The organism is Ruegeria sp. G10, from assembly GCF_056533645.1.
On the sequence record NZ_JBQFOQ010000001.1, the window covers coordinates 645,443 to 667,361 of the forward strand.

Sequence of the window (21,919 nt, forward strand, 5' to 3'; positions counted from 1 at the left end):
AACCTCGGGAACCCTGTTGCCCGCCGCAGGATCAAAGCGCATCGGCACAGGCGCTTGCGTAAAAGCAATTTCCGGGTCCATGCCAATTTTGTCCAAAAAAGCTCTTGAACCCTGAAACCAACAGTCGTAGATAGCCGCTCACCGTTGGGGTGTAGCCAAGTGGTAAGGCAGCGGTTTTTGGTACCGTGTATCGTAGGTTCGAATCCTACCACCCCAGCCATCTATCTCACGACAGATCAACGCTCTCGTACCGATCTCAAGATTCGGCGGGAACTGTTCGCGATGTTCCTTGTTGGGCGTCCGCTGTGTCGCTGTGCTGGGAATAATACGCTGTCTTTAGCGTAGCGTGCCGCGACAGGGCGAGCCAATCGGTGTTGAGGCGCAACCCGATTCCGATACGCGTGAAGGTCTTTAACTCGGATCGTACAGATATCCGATTCCGCGGACCGTTCTTATGATCTCGGGTTTTTCGGGGTTGGCTTCGATCTTCCGCCGCAGTCTTGAAATCCGGATGTCTATGCTTCGGTCAAACGGATCCCAAGACCGGTCGTGTGCTTGCTCCAATAGTTGATCACGGTTCAGGACACGCCCGCGATTGTCAGCAAAGACCTTGAGCAGCCTGTATTCCATCGCGGTCAACTGAATCTCTGACCCATCCTGTGCAAGCAGTTTCGCCGCCTCGGTGTCTAGCGTGTATTGGCCGAAAACTGCGCAGCCACCGTCCGAGCTGACAGATGCAACCGAGGCATTGAGCGCGCCACGCCGCAGCAACGCCTTGATCCGGGCCTCCAACTCACGCAGATCGACCGGTTTACCCAGGTAGTCGTCAGCGCCCATTTCAAGGCCGATAATCCGATCAACGACGTCACCCGCCGCAGTCAGCATTATGATAGGCGTGGTGTTTTCCGGTCGAAGCGAGCGCAGGATCGAAAGGCCATCTTCTTTTGGCATATTGATGTCCATGACAATGACATCCACGTCGGTTGCCGAAACAATCGCCCGCAACTCCTCACCGCCGGACGCGGCCGAGACGGTGTGGCCGCGTTTGCTGAGATATTCCTGAAGCATTTCGCGGACATCAATCTCATCATCGCAGACCAGAACGTGGGTTTTGGTTTCATCCATCTTGTTGGTCCTTCTGATCGGCAAGCAGCTTTGCAACGAGTGTCCGAAGCTCTGACGGAGAGACAGGTTTTTCAAGGTAAGGCAGACCGGATTCCTGCAACAGACCCAACGAGCTCTCTCCCATCGTGTCGCCGGTGATGTAAGCGGTTCGCGCCAGCATATGAGGAAAGCGGTCCCGCAGCGCTTCGTAGATCTTGCGGCCATCCACGCCCGGCATGTTCAGATCACTCAGCAGCACATCGTATCTGGTGGACTGCAAACGCATCAACGCGTCCTCTCCGGATGTGGCAAGATCGACCTGAAGCCCCTCTTTTCTCAGAATTTCGGCGTGCAACTCGCCCACTTCGACCTCATCATCCACTACCAGCGCCCTGTGTCTTGCGGGTTCGGGTACAGGTTGGCTGGCCTCTTCTGCTTGGTGATCTTCTTGCATGGCGGCGGGCAGGGTGATCCGGAAAAGGGTGCCGGCTCCTGCGCCCTGATCAAGGCGGATATGACCGCCATGCGACAGGATAATCCGGTGGCAAAACGCCAGGCCGATGCCCGTTCCATCGCCAACCTCTTTGGTGGTGAAGAACGGTTCAAAAATCCGGGGGGCAATGTTGCGGGGAATGCCCGGTCCATTGTCTTCGACCGTAAGTTCCACCATTGCGGTATCGGGATGGTCCTTGGCCGACAACACGATCCGATCGCCCACACCTGACGCGGTCATGGCCTGCTCTGCATTTATTATGAGGTTCAGGACGACCTGGGTCAGCTGATCGGCATCGCCCGCAATCGGCGGCAAATCCGCAGGCAGATTCTGTTCGATGCGGACTTCACCCGACGAACTGCCATAGCCTGCCACATCAGCGGCGGTCTCGATGAGGCTTGCAATATCGACCTGTTCGATTTTGCTTGGTTGCTGACGCGCCATCGCAAGAAATGTTTTGACGATCTTCGCGCACCGCTCTGCCGCCGTACCAATCTTTTCTATTCTGGCAGTCAAATCCGGGTCTGTTATTTCTTCTTTGAGCATAAGCGCATGCCCCACAACCACCGATAGCGGGTTGTTGAGCTCATGCGCCACGCCGGCAAGCAGCTCGCCGAGTGCCGACATCTTTTCGTTTTGGAAAACCAGCTCGCGTTGCTTTTCAAGCTCTGCTTCAACGGCCAACTCATCCGTAAGATCGCGCGTGTTCGACACGATGACCTCTTCGCCATTGAATTCGATCAAACGCGAAGAATCCGCACCCCAGAACTTGCGCCCGGTTGCGTCGATGAACTGCATCCGCCGATCCCTGAGCGCCCCGGCCTGTCGCAGGTCTTTCAGATAAAGCTCTCGATCCCCGGGATTGGCATAATATGACGTCGAACTATCGCGTTCACCAAACAAATCCTTGATCTCAGGCGTTGCAAAAAGCACCTCGCCGGTATCCGCGCGGGTCATGTTGATCGCGGCCGGATAGGCCTCCATGACCTGCCGGATCAGCGCGTCGGCTTCCTTCTGGACGGTCAGGTCAATGATGCTGGTGACAACAACCTCTTCACCCTTGTAGTCGATCAACTGCGAAGAAATTGACGCAGGGAAGGTTTTGCCCGAGGCGTTCACCAGATCCAGTTTGTAATCGTCAACGCGCCCGTCCGCCAGCAACAGCGTGACGAAATCCGCGCGCTCTTCAGGATTACGGTAATGTTCTTTTGCAGACTTGCAGGGGCCGAACAGTTGCAGCGCAGCGGGTGAGCGATACAGTATCTGTCCATCTCCGATCTGCGCCATAGTGACGACTGCCGCGCTGGCATCCAGAACCTTGCGGATCAGAAGATCGCCGTCACGCTCTTCGAACTCTGCCTGTTTGCGCTCTGTAATATCCTCGCGCGTGACGACAAAGCCGCCAAATTTCGTGGGGTGAACAGAAACAAGATATGTTCGCCCATCCGTTTCGGTCAGTTCATAGTCCTGAATGAACTCGATCCCGTTTTCCAGCCGGTCCGAGACCCATTGCTGCTCGTTTCCGATCGCGTCAGCATAGATGCCCCGGCGCGCCGTCTCGCGCATCAGAATTTCCCAGTCCAGCCCCGGCTGCAGCAAGTCCGAGACCCCCTTGTTCATTTCCGCATATCGCTGGTTGAACATGACAAGGCGACGGTCGTCGTCATAAAGGGCGAAGCCTTCCTTGAGGGATTCAATGGCATCGCGCAGAAGGTCCCTCGCCTTCTCGATTTCTTCCAGATCGTTCGCCATGTCCATCGTCATCCTGATTTTCTAAGATATCATTGTTTCAATGCCATTTCAAAATCGGCCAGTTGTGTTTCAATTGTTTCATCCGGCAGGCCCGCCCGCCGGCCGCGCCCGAATTCCTGATTTATTTCGAAACAGATAGCGCGCTGTGTGACCTGGTTCACAGAGCTACAACTGAAACACTCGGCCCCGCTTTCAGAAATCACATTGAAACAATGAAAGGCCATTTATTGCCCATCACACATTCAATTGGGTAAGAACGATGACCATTTCATTTATGTCCTCTGAAACAAGCAATGCACCCATTGTCGCGTTGCATTCTTCCGCTTCAAACAGTGGCCAATGGGCCCAGCTGACTTCGGATCTGGATGGGCGCTTTGAGGTTCATGCCTTCGATCTGCCTGGCTATGGCGCTGCTCCGATGGCAGCTGATACCTCTCAGCAGGGTATGGCCGTTTCCGCGCTGCCGGTCATCCGCAAGATTGAAGCTTTCGGGTGCCCCGTGCATCTGGTCGGTCACTCGAATGGTGGCGGTGTCGCGATCAAGGTCGCGCTGATGCGCCCAGACCTTGTCAAAAGCCTGACGCTGTACGAGCCCGCGGCCTTTCATTTCCTTCAACACGGAAACGAACGCAGCCAAGAGCTGTTCCAGCAAATCCGCTTGGTGCGTGGTCTGTTGACCGCCGCCGCAGCTGACGGAGACGCCGCCGCCGGAATGCAGCACTTTCTGGACTTCTGGAACCACCGGGGCTTTTGGGACACCCTGCCTGCAGCAGCGAAAAACCGCTTTGCCGGTCTGATCACGTCCGTCATGTCCGATTTTGCCAATGGCTTTGCAGAGACATGGGCGTTGAAGGACCTCACCGCAATCGAAGTGCCCGCGCTGGTTATGACAGGGCTGGAGTCCCCCGATATCGCGCAGCACGCTGCCGTGGCCATTGCCAAGGCGCTGCCGAATGCCCGGATCGCGCTGCTGCCAGAGCTTGGGCATATGGCGCCGGTTTTCCAGCCGGAGTGGATCAATGCGCGCATCCTTGAACACGTGGCCTGCGCAGAGCGGCCCGTTGCAACGATCAGTTGGCCACAGCAACACGCCGCCTGATCCCTTCGTTCTCACCGAAACCGCTGGCGTCAAACCGGCAAACACAAAAAAGGAACTGAAAACATGGGTATTCAATCATCAATCGCGTCATCGACCGACTTTGCCGCCATCAAGGCAAAACAGAATGCGGCCTGGGGGTCAGGGGATTACAGCAAGGTCGGCGTCACACTTCAGATAACCGGCGAAGAGCTTGCCGAAGCGATGGATATGGTTCCGGGCGCAAAGGTTCTGGATGTCGCGGCAGGCAACGGAAACGCCACTTTGGCATTCGCCCGACGGTTCTGCGATGTGACCTCGACAGACTACGTCGACACTTTGCTGCAGGCCAGCAGCCAACGCGCAAAAGCGGAAGGTCTGTTTGTGACCTACAAGGTTGCCGATGCCGAAAACCTGCCCTTCTCGGATAAATCCTACGATGCGGTGGTGTCCACTTTTGGCGTAATGTTCACACCCAACCAGCAACGCTCTGCAACCGAGCTACAGCGCGTCGTGAAACCCGGTGGCAAGATCGGCATGGCGAACTGGACACCCGACAGCTTTATCGGGCTGCTTTTCAAGACCATTGGCAAACACGTTCCGCCGCCAACGGGCGTGAACTCGCCCGCCTTGTGGGGCAGCCGTGACTGGATCGAAGACGCTTTTGGCACGGAGTGTGAAGTAACCTCTTTCCGGCGCAAGAACTTCATGTTCCGCTACCGGTCTGCAGACCATTTTGTCGAGTATTTCCGCACTTTTTACGGCCCCATGCAAAAGGCATTTGATGCATTGGATCCCGCAGGTCAGGCGGCCCTGCACAGCGACATTATGACTTTGATCGAAAAATTCGATATATCCACAAATGGCGCCCTGTGCATCTCGTCCGAATATGCCGAGATCATTGCACAGCGTCGCTGACGCAATATCGTGGTATTCAACGCGTTCTGGCAAACATGCCCGGATGCGTTGAACACCAGGCACCGCTGAACGGATGTGTTTTGTATTGGTTAGAAAGGACGTAACGATGGTTGAACGCACATTATACGAAAAGTATGGCGGGTTTTCCAAGATCAGCAAAATCGTGATCTCATTCTACGATACACTGCTGGACAATGATGAGGTCGGACCGTTCTTCGACGATGTGGACATGACGAAGATGGTCGATCACCAGACCAAGTTCATCGCGTCGCTGCTGGGTGGTCCTGCCTCTTACACGGACAATCAACTGCGCCAGTTGCATTCTCATCTGGAAATCACGAATGCCCATTTCGACGAACTGGAAACGGTGTTGCACGGGGCTTTGAAAAAACACGATGTCGCCGAAGAAGATATCGCGGCGGTGGTCGCGGAATTCGAGAAACGACGCCCCCTGATTGTTAGGTAGATCATGACCATCGAAGCCATCAATGAACAACTGCTGCGCGCGATTGGCGTCGGTGTTGCCCTTCTGGATCGCCGGACGCTGCGGTTCGGTTTTCGGAATGACACGTTTGACGAATGGTTCGGCAGCGATACCCAATCAGACGAGCTGCAGCAGCTTTTTCCTGATCTGGAAATCAGTGCCGTCGAGAACAGTTTGACCGAGACCGGTCGGCATACCTCTGAGATCAGCTTCAAAAAGAAACGCAGGACGCTGGTGATCGCGCTCGACTTTACGGTCGCGCATGACGACGTTCTGGTTCTTGTCTGCCAGAACATCACCCGCATCAAAGAGCTGGAATCCATGATCGATTCCTATTCGATGATGGTTGAACGGAACACGCGCGAACTGAAGCGTGAAAAAGAACAGGTCGAAAAGCTGCTGCTGAACCTGATGCCGCGCGCGGTCTACGAGGAATTCAAGACCTTCGGCGTGGTCACGCCGCAGCTTTATGATCCAGTGTCCGTTCTGATGCTGGATTTTGTCGGGTTCACCGACATGGTCGCCTCGCAGGATCCAAGCGTGACCGTCACCGAACTGAATGACATCTACAGCGCTTTTGACCGGATCGGCGAACAGTTCGGCTGTGAACGCATCAAGACCATCGGTGACGCGTATATTACCGTGGCAGGGCTTCCGGATCCGACCCCGGATCACGCCAAGGCGATTGCAAACACTGCCATACGTTTTGTGCGCTATCTCAACCGCCGGAACCTGAGCCACCCGCATCAATGGCGCTGCCGCATCGGTTTGGCGTCCGGGTCGGTCGTGGGGTCGGTCGTCGGAATCCAGAAATATGTCTACGATATATTCGGACCCGCCGTGAACCTTGCCTCACGGCTGCAGGAGTTTTCTGATCCGATGTCGATCACCGTACAAGACGAGGTGGCCCAAGTGCTCAAAGACCAGTTCGATCTGGAGGACCTGGGGCCAAAACTGATCCGCGGCTTCGGAGAGCATGATGTCTGGCGCCTGACCGACGCAAGCTGACCTGTCGCATACCCCGCCTGATCCTGACCGTCTTTGTCGCGGCGCAATGCGGTCTTGTTTCCGTCACACCCGTCACGAAAAGCATTGAAACCGCTGGTTTGCTTGCCAAAACGGCAAGCGGCGCGGGGGCAAAGGCCGCCCCCGCACCTGTCGTCGGTTACGTGTTGACCCACCAACGCTCAGCAACGCGGGCCCCGTCAAGCGAGCTTGCAGCGGAAAGCTTGCCATGCCCGACATCGGCATTCCGTGCCATCACATTGTTGGCGAAAAGCGGAACGACGGTGCCCCCTTCGTCGCGCAATATGATCTGCATATCGCGATACATCTCGCGGCGGAGTTCTTCGTTCAACTCTCCGCGTGCCTCAAGCAGCAGCGCGTTGAATTTCTCATGATCCCAGTTGGTATCGTTCCACGACGAGGTCGGGTGATATCCGGTGGTGAACATGGTGTCTTCGGTGGCGTAGCCGCCCCAATAGACAGCCGAGAATGGTTTCTTAAGCCACACTTCGGACCAGTATCCGTCATTTGGCTCACGCACCACGTTGATTTTGATGCCCGCGTCCGCCGCACGCGCCTGATACAGAGTTGACGCATCCACCGCGCCGGCAAACGCGGCTTCGGCCGCCGACAGGTTGACCTCAAGCTCTGAAAGGCCGGACTTCTTGAGATAGTGTTTAGCCTTGTCGGGATCGTAGCTGTTTTGCTCGATATCCGATGCATGGTACCGATAGGATGGTCCGATCGGGTTGTCATTGCCGATGGTCCCGCGGCCTTGCAGAACCTTGTCCAGCAGCTCTTCACGGTCCAGCGCGTGTTTCAACGCTTTCCGCACGTTAACATCGTCGAATGGCGCTTGCTTGGTCAGCATCGCAAAGGTGTAGTGCAGTGGGCCAGAAGTCTCTTCCACTGTGATACCTGCAATGCTCGCCAACCGATCCGCCGTCTTCAGCGCCACCTGATCGATCACCTGAACCGTTCCGGTCAACAAAGCGTTGGATCGCGCCGTCGAGTCCGCAATCGTGTACAGCTCGACGCGATCAGCATGGGCGCGATCCGGGTTCCAGTAGTTGGGGTTGCGGTTCAGCGTCGCCGATGTGCCCGGCTTGTATTCTTCAAGAATATATCCGCCGGTACCGATCCCCGCGCGCCAATTGATGCTGCCATCCGGTTCAGCGGGCAGGATCATGAAGCCGGGCGTGTCCAGATTGAACGGGAAATCTGCATTGCCGCTTTCCAGCACGAACCTGATCGTGTGATCATCCAGTTTGATGATCTCTTTCACCGGATCAATCAGCGGCCTGACCGACGAAGTTGAATCCTCGCTGCGGTGATAGTTGAGCGAGGCAATCACGTCCTCGGCCTTGAAACTCTTGCCGTTGTGGAATTCGACGCCCTGACGCAGATTGAATGTCCATTCTTTCGCGTCGGCAGAGGCCTCCCAACTGGTCGCCAACGACCCGATCAGGTTCCCGTCCGCATCCACTTCGGTCAAAGTATCGCTGAACGCTCGGGTCAGAGCGGTCTGAAATCCGTTCTCCAGATGCGCCGGATCCACTGTATCCGTCGATGAGCCATGGCGCGACCCGATCTTGAGCGTCCCGCCTTTCTTGGGCGTTTCCTGTGCAAGCGAGATACCCGGCCAAGCGCCAGCGCCGGCGGCCATGACCCCCGTGGCCAGGCTGTTTCGCAGGAAATGACGACGCGAAAGGTCTGAAGTCAAAGGACGGTACATTTTTTGCTCTCCTGTATCAGGCGGGTTCATTTACGTTATGATGGGCAACATGAATATCAGGCCGCCGTTCAGACCATGGATTGGCCTGCTCTAGCTGCGCCGCCAGACGGAACAGCGTGGCCTCGTCATTGATTGCGGCACTCAATTGAACGCCGATCGGCAGACCGGCCCGGGTCGTGTGCAAAGGCAGGCTCAACGCCGGTTGGCCCGAGATGCTGAAAATCGCACAAAAGGCATATAGATCCATTTCGCGGTTCCAGAAGTCTGTCGAGGTGTCGCTGTAGACATGGCCGGAATACAGGCCCAGTTCAGGCGCCTGCTGGGTCACGGTCGGTGTCAGAAATACGTCGTACCGCGACATGAAGGCCCCCATCATCCGTGACAGGGCCGACAGCTCGGTCAACCGTTTTTTGAACGCCAGCGCGGACATCCTGCGACCTGCATCCAGCGTTGCAAGAGTCTGCGGCTCCAGCGTCTCAGGACCCAGCGGCAGGCCGGTCTGATCGCTGATCCGTTCGATCCCTTCGATCATACCCGGCAGGAACAGCTCGAAACACAGATCGCGCACATGCGGATAGTCCATCCGGGGGCACGCCTCTTCCACATCATGGCCCAGATCTTCCAGCAACTTCGCCGTCTTGCGCACGGCGGCGGCGCATTCGGGGTCCACGGCCGGACCGCCCGGCTGATCAATTGCAACAGCAATCCGCAGCTTACCAGGCGATTTCGACAGCTGCGACACAAAGCTGTGTTCAGGCGATTGCAACGGCACGTAGTCACCCGGCACCGGACCTGCGGTGACATCAAGGGCCGCAACGGTATCGCGCAAACTTCTTGAAACGACGTGCTGCGCACTGATCCAACTGCTGCCATCGGTCGACAGGGCACCGCCCAGCGGATTGCGCCCGCGCGACGGCTTCAAACCCACCAGCCCGCACCATGCCGCCGGAACCCGAATGGACCCCCCGCCATCGCTTGCATGCGCCATGGGCAAGACCCCCGCGGCCACAGCCGCAGCCGCACCACCACTTGATCCGCCGGTCGACAGATTGGTGTTCCAAGGATTGCGACAGGGACCATCCGACAGAGGTTCAGTCAGTCCATTGATCCCGAATTCTGAAGAAGCGGTAATCGCGATCGGTTTCAGACCGCTGGCTCTGAGGCGCGACGCAAAAGCCGAATCTTTGCGCACTTGATATCCAACCCCAATCCGACTTCCCATCGAGCTGGGAAGCCCCGCCCAACCATGATCGAGATTCTTCAACGCAAATGGTACGCCGTCAAAAGGGCCACTTGTACGGTGTTGCCCCGCCTCGGGACCGGGGATGATATGCGGCGCAAAATTCAGCGCCGGGTTCAGCCGCTCCAGGCCTTCGCGCGCGGCTTGCTGCACTTCTTGCGCCGAAACCTCACCACGAGCGATCAGATCAGCAAGCCCAATCGCGTCATAACCGCTATATTCTTCCAGCTGCATACCAGTTCCCAAACAGTTTGTTTCCAATGACAGGCTAGCCGCTGTTCATTGGGGTGGCGATTTGTTGAGTTTAAACCCTGTTATGCGGTATTGCGCCATAGCGCATAAAGTAGCATATAGATTGCAGCAGTTTGTTTATACCTAACAGATGATCGGGGCCTGGCCATGAGTAACTTCGCAGAGAACCTGCGCCATATCTGTGGGTTTCACGAATCGACATCGCAGATCTGTCGCGCGATTGGGGTTAACCGGCAGCAGTTCAACAAGTATCTCAGCGGCGCCTCTGTTCCTTCGGCCTATAATCTGAACCGCATTTCCAAACATCTGCGCGTCGCGGCCAATGATCTGTTCCTTGAACCTGCGCAGTTCGCCGCCAAATACCAGAACTCGGATCACGAGCCGTTGCGGCAATTGCCAATGCAAGCCGACGCTCTGATCGCGCGCGCTTTCCCCGGCAATCCACGCCAGTTGCGCAAATACACGGGCTACTATCGCAGTTACTTTGTCTCGTCGGAATCCCCCGATAATGTGTTCTGCAGTCTTGTCCGTCTGAACGAACAAGACGGCTACGTGTTTTCTCGAACCATCGAACGCTCCCGACCGACAGCCAGAGGCAAACGCGTGATTTCGAAATATTCGGGTATGGTGACGTATCTTGAGCGATATCTGTTTATTTCCGAATTCGAAGTGCTGACACGGGATTCGGTTGTCGAAACGATCCTCTATGCACCTTATCGCAACGAATTGAACCTGCTGACCGGGCTGACTTTCGGAACCACGGCAAGCCACAGGCGCATGCCATTCGCATCAAGAGCGGCCTGGAAATACCTGGGCAAGTCGATCGACATGAAACAGGAATTGAAGAAGTGCGGTAATCTGGACGTCCGTTCTCCGGCAGTGCCACCTGACGTCTTCAGCGCGCTTGATCTTGGTGCACAGTCGGCGCATCGCTTTATAACGATGTGATGCCCGGGGGTATTCAGCCCAACACAAGCACGAAGGGCCTTGCCACACGTCCTCTCACAAACAAGCCAGATAGCGGCACAACCTGTCGGAGCGCGATGCTGTGAGCGATGGATGAAATTGCGGGATTTGGTGGAGCCTAGGGGATGCGATCCTGAGGTGGTAGGTTTCAATTAAATCAGCGGCTTACGTATACTCTTCATCTTGCGCTGTAACAACCCACTGTAACACTATTCGATCACCACTGCTTATCTGCTGGAACGCCAAGCTCTCACCTTGTCAGTAAGATCAGGACCGGCGCTTAGCCCCCAGAGGACCCCGATCCCGGCAAAAACGAAGACCCCGGCAACGGCCACAAACGGGCCTCCGACGATACCTGTCCCACCGCCTATCAAGAAGCCGATCAACCCGCCTGTGATAGCACCAACCACCCGAGACTTTCTCACTGTTCACTTTCCTGTTTTGCGCGTAGCGTCTTGCTGATCTCGACCAAGATACCCAACGCTACTCCAACGAAGATAGCAATCATCCCTTCGTTAATTGCCTCACCTGTGGTTGCAGCGGCCAGAATTTGTCGGGCTGCGGCTTCGTTGTCTTCTGCTCCAAATGCCAATAGAAACCCAACTACCACCCGAAATCCCCCGAGTACCAACAAGAGCCACGCGATAACTGAACCTAATTTTGTAAACGTCATACCTGTTTCCCAATTTGCGACTTCTCGCACGCTCGAGGCGAAGCTCGACAACCTGCACTTGCAATTGCCTGTATCAACCACCTGAGTACCTAGTGCAATCCGTTCGACTTGTACGCACAAAACGCCGCAATAGCTAACGGCGAGCGCCGAGCTAAGTAGTTTGCATATTTGGCAGTTTTGTCTTCCTAATATCCCCACAGATTGAACGTCGCTGACCATATTTTTATTGAGATAAATTGCTACGGGAGGCAGTGAGTGACCGAAAACGCGGAAACTGATGAAGGCACCATCCCTCACCCACCTCAAGAAGTCCTTGATGCAGTGTTGGAACAGTTCTTGGTGATTTCACCTGAGCCAATTTTGGAGCCACTGGCGTCAGCCGCGCAAGGTGGGGAGCCGTGGCGAGATAGCATTTTAGCGGCAGAGGCGGGACTGCGAAGCGTTATCAGTGCGGCTTCGCTTCCTTTCTGGCTCATTAACCACTCGATATTTGAGCGCCACTTTGATCGTTTGCACATGGCACAGCGCATTGGCAGCTTAAAGGAAGTAAGCCCAGGCGCTGGCCTTACGAAGGCGCACGAAGAAAAGGCTTGGGTAGAAGCGAAACAACAAATGGACGAGTTCGTAGGAAGCAGACTTGGTAGTGAGACGCTACGAAATGCCACCCTTCTAGAAATGTTTCAGCATTTGCAATCAGATGAGATTAAGGCCGCCGCTAGAGAGCAACTTGTCCAAACTCTAATTTCCACATGGACTGTGTTCGAGAGTTTCGCCCGATCTTTTTCTATCAATTGGATTAATCAAGACCCATTAAGAGCGACTCCGGTCATTTCATCGCCAGACTTACGTGATTTCTTCGGCAAACAGACGGTGGATTTCCAGACGATTGGCGACCACGGTTTCAACCTTTCGCAGTCCATGGGATCGGTGCTTTTCCATGGGAAACGACTTGATAACCTCAAGGCGATCAAGGGAGTGATGAAGGCGCTGTTTAGCGACGAAGAAATCCAAAGAAGTCTGGGTAGCGATCTATGGTTGCTAAATCAGAAGCGCAACCTTTTCGTCCACAACAGGGGTGTTGTCGATGAACATTACTTGGCACAAACTGGTGAGGACATCGCTCTGGGTAGGCAGTTAGCTTTGACAAGTGCTGACATAGAGATGCACCTCCGTTCCGTTCAATCGGCTATACTCAACATTACTAAAGCTGCTACTGAACCCGATACCACAGACGAGAACTAACCACGAGAAAAGGAGGGAACCGTTAGGCCCCTCCTAATTCTCCAGGTCACTCTTTCAGCAAATCCTCGAACGTCCTGCGCTTCAACCGCACAGATGTCCCACCAGCATTCACCAGTAACAACCCACGGTTTCATCTTCCGCCCGGTGATGATCAGGAGTTCATCCCGTTGCCGAAACGGTAGCAGGTAAACAAACTCAAAACTTGTGGGGCGGCTAATCGCTACTAGCGGAATTGATCACTATCGATTGCATCCCGCAAAAGTCGTGATCATATATCTCAACAACCTGTCCGTTACCTAATACGGCACGTAGGTCAGCTCTACAGTAACTGATTTCACCGCTAGGTAGTTGAAGCTCAAATTCACTATTCGGTTCAATTACATCCCAATCAAGTAGGTTGACTGACCATTCTGCCTGATTAAGGTCTGTTACGTATACCTCAACTATCACTTCGCCAGATTTGTTGCTTATTTCGACTTGTATGCCATCTCCGATTGAGATTGTAGCCTCATTTGTTTTGCTCTGGTTTGTGTATGACCATGCCGGGAAAAACCCGGCAATCGCCATGACAAAGGTGAGGGGGCCACAGTACTTCAGAAAGAGACTCTGCCTTCGTCCGAGTTGAGGGAGTTTCAAAGGGCCCAATTCCGTCCCACTAAACCACGGCGCTAGGGCAAGACTTAACGAAACCAAAACCAATATCGTTGCTACGGTGTCAGGGATGCCGAGCCAAGAGTATGTACTAGTAAAATCCATTGTCCGATATAGTGATACACTAAACGCCTGAAAGCTAGAGGTTTCCCAACGTAGTTGGAGTACTTACCAACAAACAAAAAACGAGGAAACCCTATCGGTTCCCCCAAAGTTCTCACTAAGTCACTCTATAAGCAAATCCTCGAACGTCCTGCGCTTCACCCGCAAAGTCGCTACACCAGTATCTGGATCAGGGCTGCCTGGATTTGGACAACAACGCTGCCGAACGCGCCGTCAAACCCGTCGCAATCGGGCGCAAGAACTGGATGTTCGCCGGATCAGAAGGTGGCGGCAAAGCCATGGCCATTGCCTTCACCCTGATTGAGACCGCCAAACTCAATGGCGTCGACCCACAAGCCTGGCTGACCTGGGTTCTGGAGCGCATCGCGGATCACAAAATCAACCGCCTCCATGAGCTCATGCCGTGGCACTACGTTGAACAAATCGCTCCATAGCAAAGACCGGGTTCGCAGAATGGGTACTATCCATCGCCAGGAAGGCCGGAAACAATCGTTATTCAATACCCTTACGCCAATTGACACTACTAAGAAGATCACGTTGACCCGGTGTGAGAGAACTCCAGATACTTTCCAGCGTGACGCCATCACCCAACCATCCCAATACCTGCTCCAACGCACCTTCGGTCACTGGGCTCCAAGTTACTTCTACATCCATGCTTTGAAGGGAAAAGCCCTCACCCAAGCTGGCCGCCATGTTATTGGGGTCCACCAAAAACACCGTCGCAGGATCATTGATATCCACAAAGCTAACCAGCGTGGGCATGCTACTTTCAGACACGGGCACTGCGCCCTTTGTGAAAAACTTCAAACCCAGAAAAGCGTGGTAGAATCCGAATGTGCTGTTGCGCCAGTTCGCCAGTCGACCGGCGTTATCGAAACTACGCGCGGCGATGGTTTTGGGGATCAATGCAAAAAGATAATGATCCTCTCCCAGATCAAGCACAAGGGCCTCGCCCGTCGTATCCCAATAGTTGCCACCGCCCGCATAGCTGGGGATTTGTGAGTAAGAATACTGCTCGTGCTGACGTGCGCACGCGCTGCAAAGCTAATCGAAGCTCAGATCGGGAAACGAAATCTAGCCGCATTCCGAAGAACACCCGCTGCCGACCAACCCGGAGATGAATGGAAACGTTACTTTGGAGACCGTAATGCCTGATCTTAGACTATACGACAAAGACGGAAACCTACGTGAGTCACTGGAAGCCGCCCAAAAACGTATTCTCCGAGATGAGGGGGCGGAGTTATCCTTATCTCAGGTAGCACGTCGCCTGATCCATATGGGCCAACGGTCTCTCGATCAAAAAACCAATCATCAAAAAGCGTGAAAGGGAAGCCCATGCGCAATCAACTACCCCCTACCTGCACCCTCGGGCAATTGAGTTACTACCTTGGGATCAGCGAAAACCAATTGAAGGAGCTACAGTACTCCGAAGGTTTTCCCCAGCCATTGAAAATAGGCCGCTACAAGCGCTGGGCTCTTGCTGAGATCGATTCTTGGCTCGAAAGCTGGCCAGCGGTCACAGCATGAGGCTGCGAAGTGTGAGGCGCCGAATTTCTGGGCGAAGGCGACGGCCGCGCGGTCTAATTCGCGTGAGCTGGGACGCACCGTGGTTCGGTATGGGTTGAAGAATTGTTGGGCGGATCGTTGTCAGGAATACCGCCCAACATGTACTGGCTGATTGGCCAGGCTGCGCTCTCGGGTTTTATGATCCTTCCCCCGAGGGCGCATTTCTACTTCATCATATTTGATTCGAAACACGGGTCCTTCCTGAGGGGGTATGGCCTGTGGGTGGGAATTGTCGCACGAAAACATTTGTGCGTGCGCTCAGGAATCGTGTCCTACTACTATTACTTAGCGAAGGCCCAAGGGGTGAAAAAAGGGGGGATCGATCGCAGAAACTGATGATATAATCGTCTTAAATCAGTATGTTAGGGAGTTTGTTTGGTGGAGCCTAGGGGAGTCGAACCCCTGACCTCTTGCATGCCATGCAAGCGCTCTCCCAACTGAGCTAAGGCCCCATTCAGGTACCGCCGCAGCGGTGGACGGACGTTTATGAGACGTAGCAAGCAAGTGCAAGACCTAAAAATCGAAACGCGCAAAAAGTTTCGGCCTGCGCCCCAAGGGGGGGGACGAGGCGGCAAGGGCCGCCTCGGGTCCTGTCAGTTCTCGTCTTCCGACGACATATCCTTGATGTCGTCCAGCGAGACGTTGTCGCCGTCGTCGTCATCGTCGTCCAACAGATCATCGTCCAGTTCGACATCGACATTGTCGTCATCGTCCAGCACGATATCTTCGTCCGAGGACGCTTCGCGCGCTTTGACCGAGGCCGCATCTTCCGCATCAGCAGCGATCATCCGGCTTTTGCCGGTTTCCAGTTCCACGACCTCACCCGTGTAGGGGCTGACGATCGGGTCCTTGTTCAGGTCGTAAAAGCGTTTGCCGGTGGTCGGGCAGACACGCTTTACGCCCCATTCTTCCTTGGGCATATCAAATCCCCTTGATATCAGGTGAATCTCAACAATGATTCAGGTCACCTGCCACATGCGGCAGGCACTGTCAAAGCCTTTGCGCGAAGGAGATCGGCCCATGGGGCGACACGCATTGCCGGGACGGCCTCCGGTGCCGCTGACATTGCGCAAATCGGCGCGCGCGCGGCGGATCAGTTTGCGGATTTCCCAACTGGATGGGCGGGTTACGCTGACCTACCCGACCGGTGTTGCCGAGGCCGAAGCGCTGAGTTTCGCGCAGCAGAAAGAGGATTGGATCAGGGGGCATCTCGACGATCGCCCAGAGACCGTGTTTGTGCAATTCGGACAAACGATTCCGATTGAGGGAATAGAACGCCGAATCGTCCCTGCTACGGGCAGACGGGTTCAATTGAGCAGCGATGAGGTTGCTGTTCCCAAAGGGGCCGAAGCGCGCCGTCTTGCACGTTTCCTGAAAGAGCTGGCCCGGGATCGGCTGAGCGGCGCCTGCGATGACTATGCGGCGATGCTTGGCCGCCCGTACAATACCCTGACCCTGCGCGATACGCGCTCGCGCTGGGGGTCCTGCACCTCTGCCGGGGGATTGATGTTCTCGTGGCGGCTGATCCTCGCACCGCCCGATGTGCTGCACTATGTGGCCGCGCATGAGGTGGCACATCTGGCCGAAATGAACCACTCGGCAGCCTTTTGGGCTCAGGTTGAGCGCATCTATGGATCATACAAAGCGCCACGGCGCTGGCTGCGCGAGCACGGAACGCAGCTGCACCGCTACCGGTTCGAGGCCAGCGGTTGACCTGCGCGGGATTTGTGATCACATAAGCCCATGTTGACCACACGCACCGCCGACTCGCACACTGCCACTCATGATCGCGTGTATCGCGCCCTTCGATCCCGCATCATGCATGGTGAAATCGCGCCCGGTCAGGCGCTGACCCTGCGCGGGATCGGCAAGGAATTCGGCGTCTCGATGACGCCTGCGCGTGAAGCCGTGCGGCGACTAGCGGCGGAAGGCGCGCTATCGCTATCCACCTCTGGGCGGGTCTCGACGCCCGAACTCAGCCGAGACCGGATCGAGGAACTGGCGGCGCTGCGGGCACTGCTTGAGGTCGAGCTGGCCAGCCGCGCCCTGCCCCGCGCCCATATGGCACTGATCGACCGGTTGCAAAGCATCAACATGAGCGTTGCCGAGATGGTCACGAAACGCGATGCGGTGGGCTATATCCGCGCCAATCTGGAGTTTCACCGCACTCTGTATCTAAGGGCACAAGCCCCGGCGATGTTGGCGATGGCAGAAACTGTCTGGTTGCAGCTGGGCCCGACGATGCGCGCGCTCTATGGCAAACTCAGGCGCACCGAGCCGCCGCACCATCACCGCCTGATTATCTCTGCCCTCAAGGCCGGGGATGAACCGGGCTTGCGGCTGGCGGTTCGTTCAGATGTGACGCAAGGCCTGCGCCTGCTTGTAACCTGAGCGGCATTTTGCCCATCTGCCAAGCCTGTTGATTTCGGGTATCGCGTCGCTGGTCTGCGCGACCCGGCTGGGGTAATCTGTTCGCAAATCACAACAAGAGCAGATTTCAACCATGATCAATCGTCGCACATTTTCCGCCGGGCTTGGGGCAAGCCTGCTGGCTGCCTGTTCTGGCGGCAGCACGCCAAGTTCCGCCCCCGCAAGCCGCATGCGTACCGTCCCGAACGCAGGGTATGATGCCTGGGTCGCCAGCTTCAAAAGTCGCGCCGGGTCTCAGGGCATTTCACAGTCTACGCTCAATCGGGCCTTTCAGGGCGCGGGCTATCTGCCTGGCGTGATCGAACGCGATCGCAATCAGGTCGAATTCAAACGCTCGCTCGAGGATTATCTGGCCATTGCCGCCTCGGATGAGCGGATCAGCACCGGCAAGCAGATGATGGTGCGCCATGCAGGTACCCTGTCGCAGATCGAGGCGCAGTATGGCGTCGACAAAGAGGTGGTCGTTGCCGTCTGGGGGCTGGAAAGCCGGTATGGCGCGCGGCGCGGGGATGTGCCGGTGATCTCGGCCACATCGACGCTGGCCTATGACGGGCGGCGGGGGGCGTTTTTTGAAAAGCAACTGGTGGCGGCGCTGAAGATTATTCAGGAGGGCGACACGAGCCCTGCCAACATGACCGGCAGTTGGGCCGGTGCCATGGGGCATACGCAGTTCATCCCGACCTCGTATCTGGCCTATGCGGTGGATTTCACCGGCGACGGACGGCGCGATATCTGGTCCGAGGATCCGGCGGATTCGCTGGCGTCAACGGCGGCCTATCTGGCGCGCGCCGGTTGGGTGCGGGGGCAACCTTGGGGGGGCGAGGCCGGTACGGTCAGCGGCACGCCGGTCGCCGTGCTCCAGCCGCAGACGCCCGGGCCGCGCATTGCCGTGTTTCGCAATTTTCAGGTGATCAAGCGGTACAACAACTCGGACAGCTATGCGATTGGTGTCGGCCACCTGTCTGACCGGATTGCCGGGGGCGCACCGTTTCAGGCCTCGTTCGGGCCGGATGAGAACGGGCTGACGCTGGAAGACCGCAAGGAGTTGCAACGCCGCCTGACCGCCGCCGGGTATGACACGCAGGGTGCGGACGGGGTGATCGGCAAGAAGTCCGAGGCCGCGATCAGCGGCTATCAGCGCGCCAATGGCATGGCCGTGACCGGCACGCCATCGGTTGAATTGCTGCGGCGTCTGGGCGGCTGACGGCTTAGGCCGCCAGACCCTTGGAACCGATATCGAGGAATTTCTGACGGCGGTCCTTGATCAGGGCCACCGCATCCTTGCCGTCCAGCTCTTTCAGCATGGCGGCGATGGCTGCGCGTACCGATTCAACAGTGGCAGGGCGGTCACGATGGGCGCCGCCTTTGGGTTCGGTGATGATCCGGTCGCAGACACCCAGTTTATAGAGGTCCTGCGCGGTCAGACGCAGCGCCTCGGCGGCTTCACGCATCTTCTCGGAATCCTTCCACAGGATCGAGGCGCAGCCCTCGGGCGAGATCACAGAATAGACCGAATGTTCCAGCATCGCCACGCGGTTCGCCGTTGCGAATGCCACCGCACCGCCCGAGCCGCCTTCACCGATGATCACCGACACCAGAGGCACGCCGATTTTCAGGCACATCTCGGTCGACCGCGCAATTGCTTCGGATTGGCCGCGTTCCTCGGCCCCTTTGCCGGGATAGGCCCCGGCGGTGTCGATCAGGGTGATCACCGGCAGGCCAAAGCGCCCCGCCATTTCCATCAGGCGCACGGCCTTGCGATAGCCCTCGGGGCGAGCCATGCCGAAGTTGCGTTCGATCCGCGATTTGGTGTCCGAACCCTTTTCATGGCCGATCACCATCACCGGCTGGTCGTTGAACCGGGCCAGACCGCCGATCACCGCCAGATCGTCGGCAAAGTTCCGGTCCCCGGCCAGAGGCGTAAATTCGGTGAACAGCGCATCGACATAATCGTTGCAATGGGGGCGTTCGGGGTGGCGCGCCACCTGACATTTCCGCCAGGGGGTCAGATCGGCATACAGCTCGTCCAGCAGCTTGGCGGCCTTGGCGTCCAGCGCGGCGGCCTCTTCGGCCACGTCCATCTCTTCATTGGCGCGGGCCAGCGCGCGCAATTCCTCGGCCTTGCCTTCGATCTCGGCCAGCGGTTTTTCGAAATCCAGATACTGGGTCATGACGCCTCTCAACGCGGAAGTTCCCTGCTATATGACTAAAGGTCGGCGCGGATGCAACTCGGCAAAGATCTTCGACGGGGGATAGGAGTGCAAACACTGCCAACGTCGCTAGAGGAAACCACAGCCAGGTAACGCGGAATGCGCTGCGAGCGGATCAAACGCGTGAAGGACCGACCACGCACCATTCAAGGCCCATAGGCCCGGGCAGGCTTTCAGGGCCACAGCACCGGATAGAGCGAAGCCAGCAACAGGGCGGCCATCGTCCAGTTAAACACCAACAACCGCCTCGGATTTGTTAAAAACCGAGCCATTTGCTGGCCAAGTACCGTCCAGACACTGACCGATGGTAAGTTCACCGCGCCAAATACAAGCGCCACGAAGACGATCGCCAACACGGTGTGACCCGGCGCGTAAGCTGTGGTCGCCGTAAGCGCCATCGCCCACGCCTTGGGATTGACCCATTGAAAGGCTGCAGCTTGCAGAAACGTCATCGGAGTCCCGCGCTGCGCATCCGACTCGGCGGGGGCGGCATGGGCGATCTTCCAGGCAAGATACAGCAGGTACACAACCGAAGCGATCTTCAGCAATGTGAAGCTGAGCGGAAACCGGTTGAAAACCTGCACCAACCCGGCCCCGACCAACAGCACCATGAAGGTGAACCCCAGTCCGATTCCCAGCATATGAGGGATTGTCCTGCGGAACCCGAAATTCGCACCCGACGCCATCAGCATCAGGTTATTGGGTCCCGGCGTGATCGACGAGACAAATGCAAAAGTGATCAGCGCCAATAGGATCTCATAGGTCATACGGTGGATAATCCCGCAGCTTTGGCCAAATGAAATTGCGTATTAGTGCGTTAACCGGATAAACTCGCAATAAATGGCGAAAATAGATGACATAAACAGCCGGATATTGCGCGAACTCTCTCATGACGGGCGCATCAGCAATCTCGACCTTGCCGAGCGTATCGGGCTGTCTCCATCCGCGTGCCTGCGCCGGGTGCAAGAGCTGGAGCGTGCGGGCGTGATCGCCGGTTACCGCGCGGTCCTGGATCCCGCGGCGCTGGGGATCGGCTTTGTGGCCTATATCGGGGTCGGTCTGGGAGAGCATACCAAAGCCGCACAGGAGGGTTTTGAGAAGGCATTGCAAAGCGCGCCGGAAGTGGTGGAATGCCACAACATCACTGGCACAATTGAATACCTGCTGCGCGTGGAATGCGCCGATCTGCCCTCGTATAAAACCTTCCATACCGAGGTGCTGGGGACCCTGCCGCATGTCACGTCTATCACATCCTATGTCGTGATGGGTTCGCCCAAGGACATGCGGGCATGACGCCTGAATTGTGATCTTTAACTGTCTTGCAGGGCTAAAACTCACATCATAGTGTCATCTAAAAGGCCTGCCGACGAAGTTCAAACGCGCGAAGGCCAAACACTGGGAGGAAACCATGACACTTGTTCGAGTCGGAGCGCTTGCCGCTGCGATCGCATTGATCGCCGGCGCGGCTTTGTCGGAGCCGCTGAAATTGAAACCCGCAAGTCCGCAACCCAGCCCCAAGGCAGGGCTGAACGTGAAATACGCATGGGCCGGTGCCCCGCCTGCGGGGATCAACAGTATCTCTGCAGCAAAAACGCTGCTTCAGGACGGTTCGGAAGCCGGAAAGCCGCTAAAGGGGCTGGATTATCGGGATACTGACGAAGGTGACCCGGTCTTGACCCATACCGAGCATTATAACGTCGCCGCCGATATCTCTGGCTACATCAAATTTGATGCGCCTGGAGTATATGAGCTTGAAACCTGGTCTAACGACGGCATCGAAGCATATATCGGGGGTCAACTGGTCGGGAAAGTGATCGGTCGTCAACCCTGCAATGCCAACCAGCGAACTGAGGTCGAAGTCCCCCAGGCTGGCTGGTATGAGCTCAAGATTTTCTATTATCAGAAGTACGCGACGTCGTGTTTGATGATGAAATGGGGCAAGAGTGGCGAGAAACTGTCCTGGACGCCAGATAATGCCTTTGGTCGCTGAGGCCGGATCA

Annotated in this window: 20 protein-coding genes, 2 tRNA genes and 1 pseudogene; 13 read left to right on the forward strand and 10 right to left on the reverse strand. The window is 56.4% G+C overall.

Features of this window, described 5'->3' with window-relative positions; translation table 11 throughout:
* Positions 1-145: 145 nt before the first annotated feature.
* Positions 146-220, forward strand: a tRNA-Gln gene (locus ACR0KM_RS03180).
* A gap of 191 nt (positions 221-411) precedes the next feature.
* On the opposite strand, the gene ACR0KM_RS03185 is transcribed toward ACR0KM_RS03180, so the two are convergent.
* Entirely contained in the window at positions 412-1,125 is a 714-nt protein-coding gene (locus ACR0KM_RS03185; RefSeq protein ID WP_480856638.1) for a response regulator, read from the reverse strand.
* On the reverse strand, positions 1,118-3,349 hold the full coding sequence (locus ACR0KM_RS03190; RefSeq protein ID WP_480819181.1) for a hybrid sensor histidine kinase/response regulator: 2,232 nt from the start codon (positions 3,347-3,349) through the stop codon (positions 1,118-1,120). Before ACR0KM_RS03190 ends, ACR0KM_RS03185 begins: the two co-directional genes overlap by 8 nt.
* Positions 3,350-3,608: 259 nt before the next feature.
* On the opposite strand from ACR0KM_RS03190, the gene ACR0KM_RS03195 reads away from it, so the two are divergent.
* The 4 genes from ACR0KM_RS03195 (at position 3,609) to ACR0KM_RS03210 (ending at position 6,834) form a co-directional block, all read left to right on the forward strand.
* Complete coding sequence (locus ACR0KM_RS03195) at positions 3,609-4,448, forward strand: alpha/beta fold hydrolase (protein ID WP_480856636.1); 840 nt, start codon at positions 3,609-3,611, stop codon at positions 4,446-4,448.
* 63 nt (positions 4,449-4,511) lie between these two features.
* A complete protein-coding gene (locus ACR0KM_RS03200; RefSeq protein WP_480856634.1) occupies positions 4,512-5,342 on the forward strand; it encodes a class I SAM-dependent methyltransferase in 831 nt (276 codons plus the stop codon).
* A 106-nt stretch (positions 5,343-5,448) separates the two neighbouring features.
* Positions 5,449-5,808 (forward strand): group I truncated hemoglobin, encoded by a 360-nt coding sequence (locus ACR0KM_RS03205; RefSeq protein WP_480819178.1) that lies wholly within the window; start codon positions 5,449-5,451, stop codon positions 5,806-5,808.
* A 3-nt stretch (positions 5,809-5,811) separates the two neighbouring features.
* Positions 5,812-6,834: an adenylate/guanylate cyclase domain-containing protein gene (locus ACR0KM_RS03210; protein WP_480856632.1), complete on the forward strand. Its 1,023-nt coding sequence runs from the start codon at positions 5,812-5,814 to the stop codon at positions 6,832-6,834.
* 157 nt (positions 6,835-6,991) lie between these two features.
* Here ACR0KM_RS03210 and ACR0KM_RS03215 read toward each other — a convergent pair whose 3' ends face one another.
* On the reverse strand, positions 6,992-8,566 hold the full coding sequence (locus tag ACR0KM_RS03215) for an ABC transporter substrate-binding protein (protein ID WP_480856630.1): 1,575 nt from the start codon (positions 8,564-8,566) through the stop codon (positions 6,992-6,994).
* 16 nt (positions 8,567-8,582) lie between these two features.
* Positions 8,583-10,040, reverse strand: coding sequence for an amidase (locus ACR0KM_RS03220; RefSeq protein ID WP_480856628.1), 1,458 nt, complete (start codon positions 10,038-10,040; stop codon positions 8,583-8,585).
* Positions 10,041-10,205: 165 nt separating this feature from the next.
* Between ACR0KM_RS03220 and ACR0KM_RS03225 the strand changes: the two genes are divergently transcribed.
* Positions 10,206-11,006 carry a hypothetical protein gene (locus tag ACR0KM_RS03225; protein ID WP_480856626.1) on the forward strand — a complete coding sequence of 267 codons (801 nt, stop codon included), beginning with the start codon at positions 10,206-10,208 and terminating at the stop codon, positions 11,004-11,006.
* Between the two features lie 439 nt (positions 11,007-11,445).
* Here ACR0KM_RS03225 and ACR0KM_RS03230 read toward each other — a convergent pair whose 3' ends face one another.
* Positions 11,446-11,697 carry a hypothetical protein gene (locus tag ACR0KM_RS03230; RefSeq protein WP_480856624.1) on the reverse strand — a complete coding sequence of 84 codons (252 nt, stop codon included), beginning with the start codon at positions 11,695-11,697 and terminating at the stop codon, positions 11,446-11,448.
* 255 nt (positions 11,698-11,952) lie between these two features.
* On the opposite strand from ACR0KM_RS03230, the gene ACR0KM_RS03235 reads away from it, so the two are divergent.
* Together ACR0KM_RS03235 and ACR0KM_RS03240 are read left to right on the forward strand one after the other, a co-directional pair.
* Entirely contained in the window at positions 11,953-12,939 is a 987-nt protein-coding gene (locus tag ACR0KM_RS03235; RefSeq protein WP_480856622.1) for a hypothetical protein, read from the forward strand.
* Between the two features lie 920 nt (positions 12,940-13,859).
* Positions 13,860-14,147, forward strand: a pseudogene (locus ACR0KM_RS03240) (transposase domain-containing protein); the annotation flags it as partial.
* Between the two features lie 58 nt (positions 14,148-14,205).
* Here the strand turns inward: ACR0KM_RS03240 and ACR0KM_RS03245 are convergent.
* From ACR0KM_RS03245 to ACR0KM_RS03255, 3 genes are all read right to left on the reverse strand, one after another.
* On the reverse strand, positions 14,206-14,655 hold the full coding sequence (locus ACR0KM_RS03245; RefSeq protein WP_480856620.1) for a hypothetical protein: 450 nt from the start codon (positions 14,653-14,655) through the stop codon (positions 14,206-14,208).
* Positions 14,656-15,655: 1,000 nt separating this feature from the next.
* A tRNA-Ala gene (locus ACR0KM_RS03250) sits at positions 15,656-15,731 on the reverse strand.
* A 141-nt stretch (positions 15,732-15,872) separates the two neighbouring features.
* Positions 15,873-16,199 carry a TIGR02300 family protein gene (locus ACR0KM_RS03255; RefSeq protein ID WP_480532768.1) on the reverse strand — a complete coding sequence of 109 codons (327 nt, stop codon included), beginning with the start codon at positions 16,197-16,199 and terminating at the stop codon, positions 15,873-15,875.
* A 100-nt stretch (positions 16,200-16,299) separates the two neighbouring features.
* On the opposite strand from ACR0KM_RS03255, the gene ACR0KM_RS03260 reads away from it, so the two are divergent.
* The 3 genes from ACR0KM_RS03260 (at position 16,300) to ACR0KM_RS03270 (ending at position 18,913) form a co-directional block, all read left to right on the forward strand.
* Complete coding sequence (locus ACR0KM_RS03260; protein ID WP_480856618.1) at positions 16,300-16,992, forward strand: M48 family metallopeptidase; 693 nt, start codon at positions 16,300-16,302, stop codon at positions 16,990-16,992.
* A 30-nt stretch (positions 16,993-17,022) separates the two neighbouring features.
* Positions 17,023-17,670, forward strand: coding sequence for a GntR family transcriptional regulator (locus ACR0KM_RS03265; RefSeq protein ID WP_480819172.1), 648 nt, complete (start codon positions 17,023-17,025; stop codon positions 17,668-17,670).
* Positions 17,671-17,782: 112 nt separating this feature from the next.
* On the forward strand, positions 17,783-18,913 hold the full coding sequence (locus ACR0KM_RS03270) for a lytic murein transglycosylase (protein ID WP_480856616.1): 1,131 nt from the start codon (positions 17,783-17,785) through the stop codon (positions 18,911-18,913).
* Positions 18,914-18,917: 4 nt separating this feature from the next.
* On the opposite strand, the gene ACR0KM_RS03275 is transcribed toward ACR0KM_RS03270, so the two are convergent.
* Both ACR0KM_RS03275 and ACR0KM_RS03280 read right to left on the reverse strand, forming a co-directional pair.
* The gene (locus tag ACR0KM_RS03275; protein WP_480856614.1) at positions 18,918-19,880 is read right to left on the reverse strand and encodes an acetyl-CoA carboxylase carboxyltransferase subunit alpha; all 963 of its coding nucleotides are present in this window, start codon (positions 19,878-19,880) and stop codon (positions 18,918-18,920) included.
* Between the two features lie 212 nt (positions 19,881-20,092).
* Positions 20,093-20,686, reverse strand: coding sequence for a LysE family translocator (locus ACR0KM_RS03280; protein ID WP_480819169.1), 594 nt, complete (start codon positions 20,684-20,686; stop codon positions 20,093-20,095).
* A gap of 73 nt (positions 20,687-20,759) precedes the next feature.
* On the opposite strand from ACR0KM_RS03280, the gene ACR0KM_RS03285 reads away from it, so the two are divergent.
* Both ACR0KM_RS03285 and ACR0KM_RS03290 read left to right on the forward strand, forming a co-directional pair.
* Positions 20,760-21,212: an Lrp/AsnC family transcriptional regulator gene (locus ACR0KM_RS03285; RefSeq protein WP_480819168.1), complete on the forward strand. Its 453-nt coding sequence runs from the start codon at positions 20,760-20,762 to the stop codon at positions 21,210-21,212.
* 115 nt (positions 21,213-21,327) lie between these two features.
* Positions 21,328-21,909 (forward strand): PA14 domain-containing protein, encoded by a 582-nt coding sequence (locus ACR0KM_RS03290; RefSeq protein ID WP_480819167.1) that lies wholly within the window; start codon positions 21,328-21,330, stop codon positions 21,907-21,909.
* The last annotated feature ends 10 nt before the right edge of the window (positions 21,910-21,919 follow it).

Excerpts from the sequence above, each read along its gene's own strand:
- ACR0KM_RS03190 (WP_480819181.1), bottom strand. The coding sequence starts at position 3,349 with ATGGCGAACGATCTGGAAGAAATCGAGAAGGCGAGGGACCTTCTGCGC.
- ACR0KM_RS03185 (WP_480856638.1), bottom strand. The coding sequence starts at position 1,125 with ATGGATGAAACCAAAACCCACGTTCTGGTCTGCGATGATGAGATTGAT.
- ACR0KM_RS03290 (WP_480819167.1), top strand. The coding sequence starts at position 21,328 with ATGACACTTGTTCGAGTCGGAGCGCTTGCCGCTGCGATCGCATTGATC.
- ACR0KM_RS03230 (WP_480856624.1), bottom strand. The coding sequence starts at position 11,697 with ATGACGTTTACAAAATTAGGTTCAGTTATCGCGTGGCTCTTGTTGGTA.
- ACR0KM_RS03260 (WP_480856618.1), top strand. The coding sequence starts at position 16,300 with ATGGGGCGACACGCATTGCCGGGACGGCCTCCGGTGCCGCTGACATTG.
- ACR0KM_RS03210 (WP_480856632.1), top strand. The coding sequence starts at position 5,812 with ATGACCATCGAAGCCATCAATGAACAACTGCTGCGCGCGATTGGCGTC.
- ACR0KM_RS03205 (WP_480819178.1), top strand. The coding sequence starts at position 5,449 with ATGGTTGAACGCACATTATACGAAAAGTATGGCGGGTTTTCCAAGATC.
- ACR0KM_RS03220 (WP_480856628.1), bottom strand. The coding sequence starts at position 10,040 with ATGCAGCTGGAAGAATATAGCGGTTATGACGCGATTGGGCTTGCTGAT.
- ACR0KM_RS03265 (WP_480819172.1), top strand. The coding sequence starts at position 17,023 with ATGTTGACCACACGCACCGCCGACTCGCACACTGCCACTCATGATCGC.
- ACR0KM_RS03270 (WP_480856616.1), top strand. The coding sequence starts at position 17,783 with ATGATCAATCGTCGCACATTTTCCGCCGGGCTTGGGGCAAGCCTGCTG.
- ACR0KM_RS03195 (WP_480856636.1), top strand. The coding sequence starts at position 3,609 with ATGACCATTTCATTTATGTCCTCTGAAACAAGCAATGCACCCATTGTC.
- ACR0KM_RS03280 (WP_480819169.1), bottom strand. The coding sequence starts at position 20,686 with ATGACCTATGAGATCCTATTGGCGCTGATCACTTTTGCATTTGTCTCG.
- ACR0KM_RS03255 (WP_480532768.1), bottom strand. The coding sequence starts at position 16,199 with ATGCCCAAGGAAGAATGGGGCGTAAAGCGTGTCTGCCCGACCACCGGC.
- ACR0KM_RS03200 (WP_480856634.1), top strand. The coding sequence starts at position 4,512 with ATGGGTATTCAATCATCAATCGCGTCATCGACCGACTTTGCCGCCATC.
- ACR0KM_RS03225 (WP_480856626.1), top strand. The coding sequence starts at position 10,206 with ATGAGTAACTTCGCAGAGAACCTGCGCCATATCTGTGGGTTTCACGAA.
- ACR0KM_RS03285 (WP_480819168.1), top strand. The coding sequence starts at position 20,760 with ATGGCGAAAATAGATGACATAAACAGCCGGATATTGCGCGAACTCTCT.
- ACR0KM_RS03275 (WP_480856614.1), bottom strand. The coding sequence starts at position 19,880 with ATGACCCAGTATCTGGATTTCGAAAAACCGCTGGCCGAGATCGAAGGC.
- ACR0KM_RS03215 (WP_480856630.1), bottom strand. The coding sequence starts at position 8,566 with ATGTACCGTCCTTTGACTTCAGACCTTTCGCGTCGTCATTTCCTGCGA.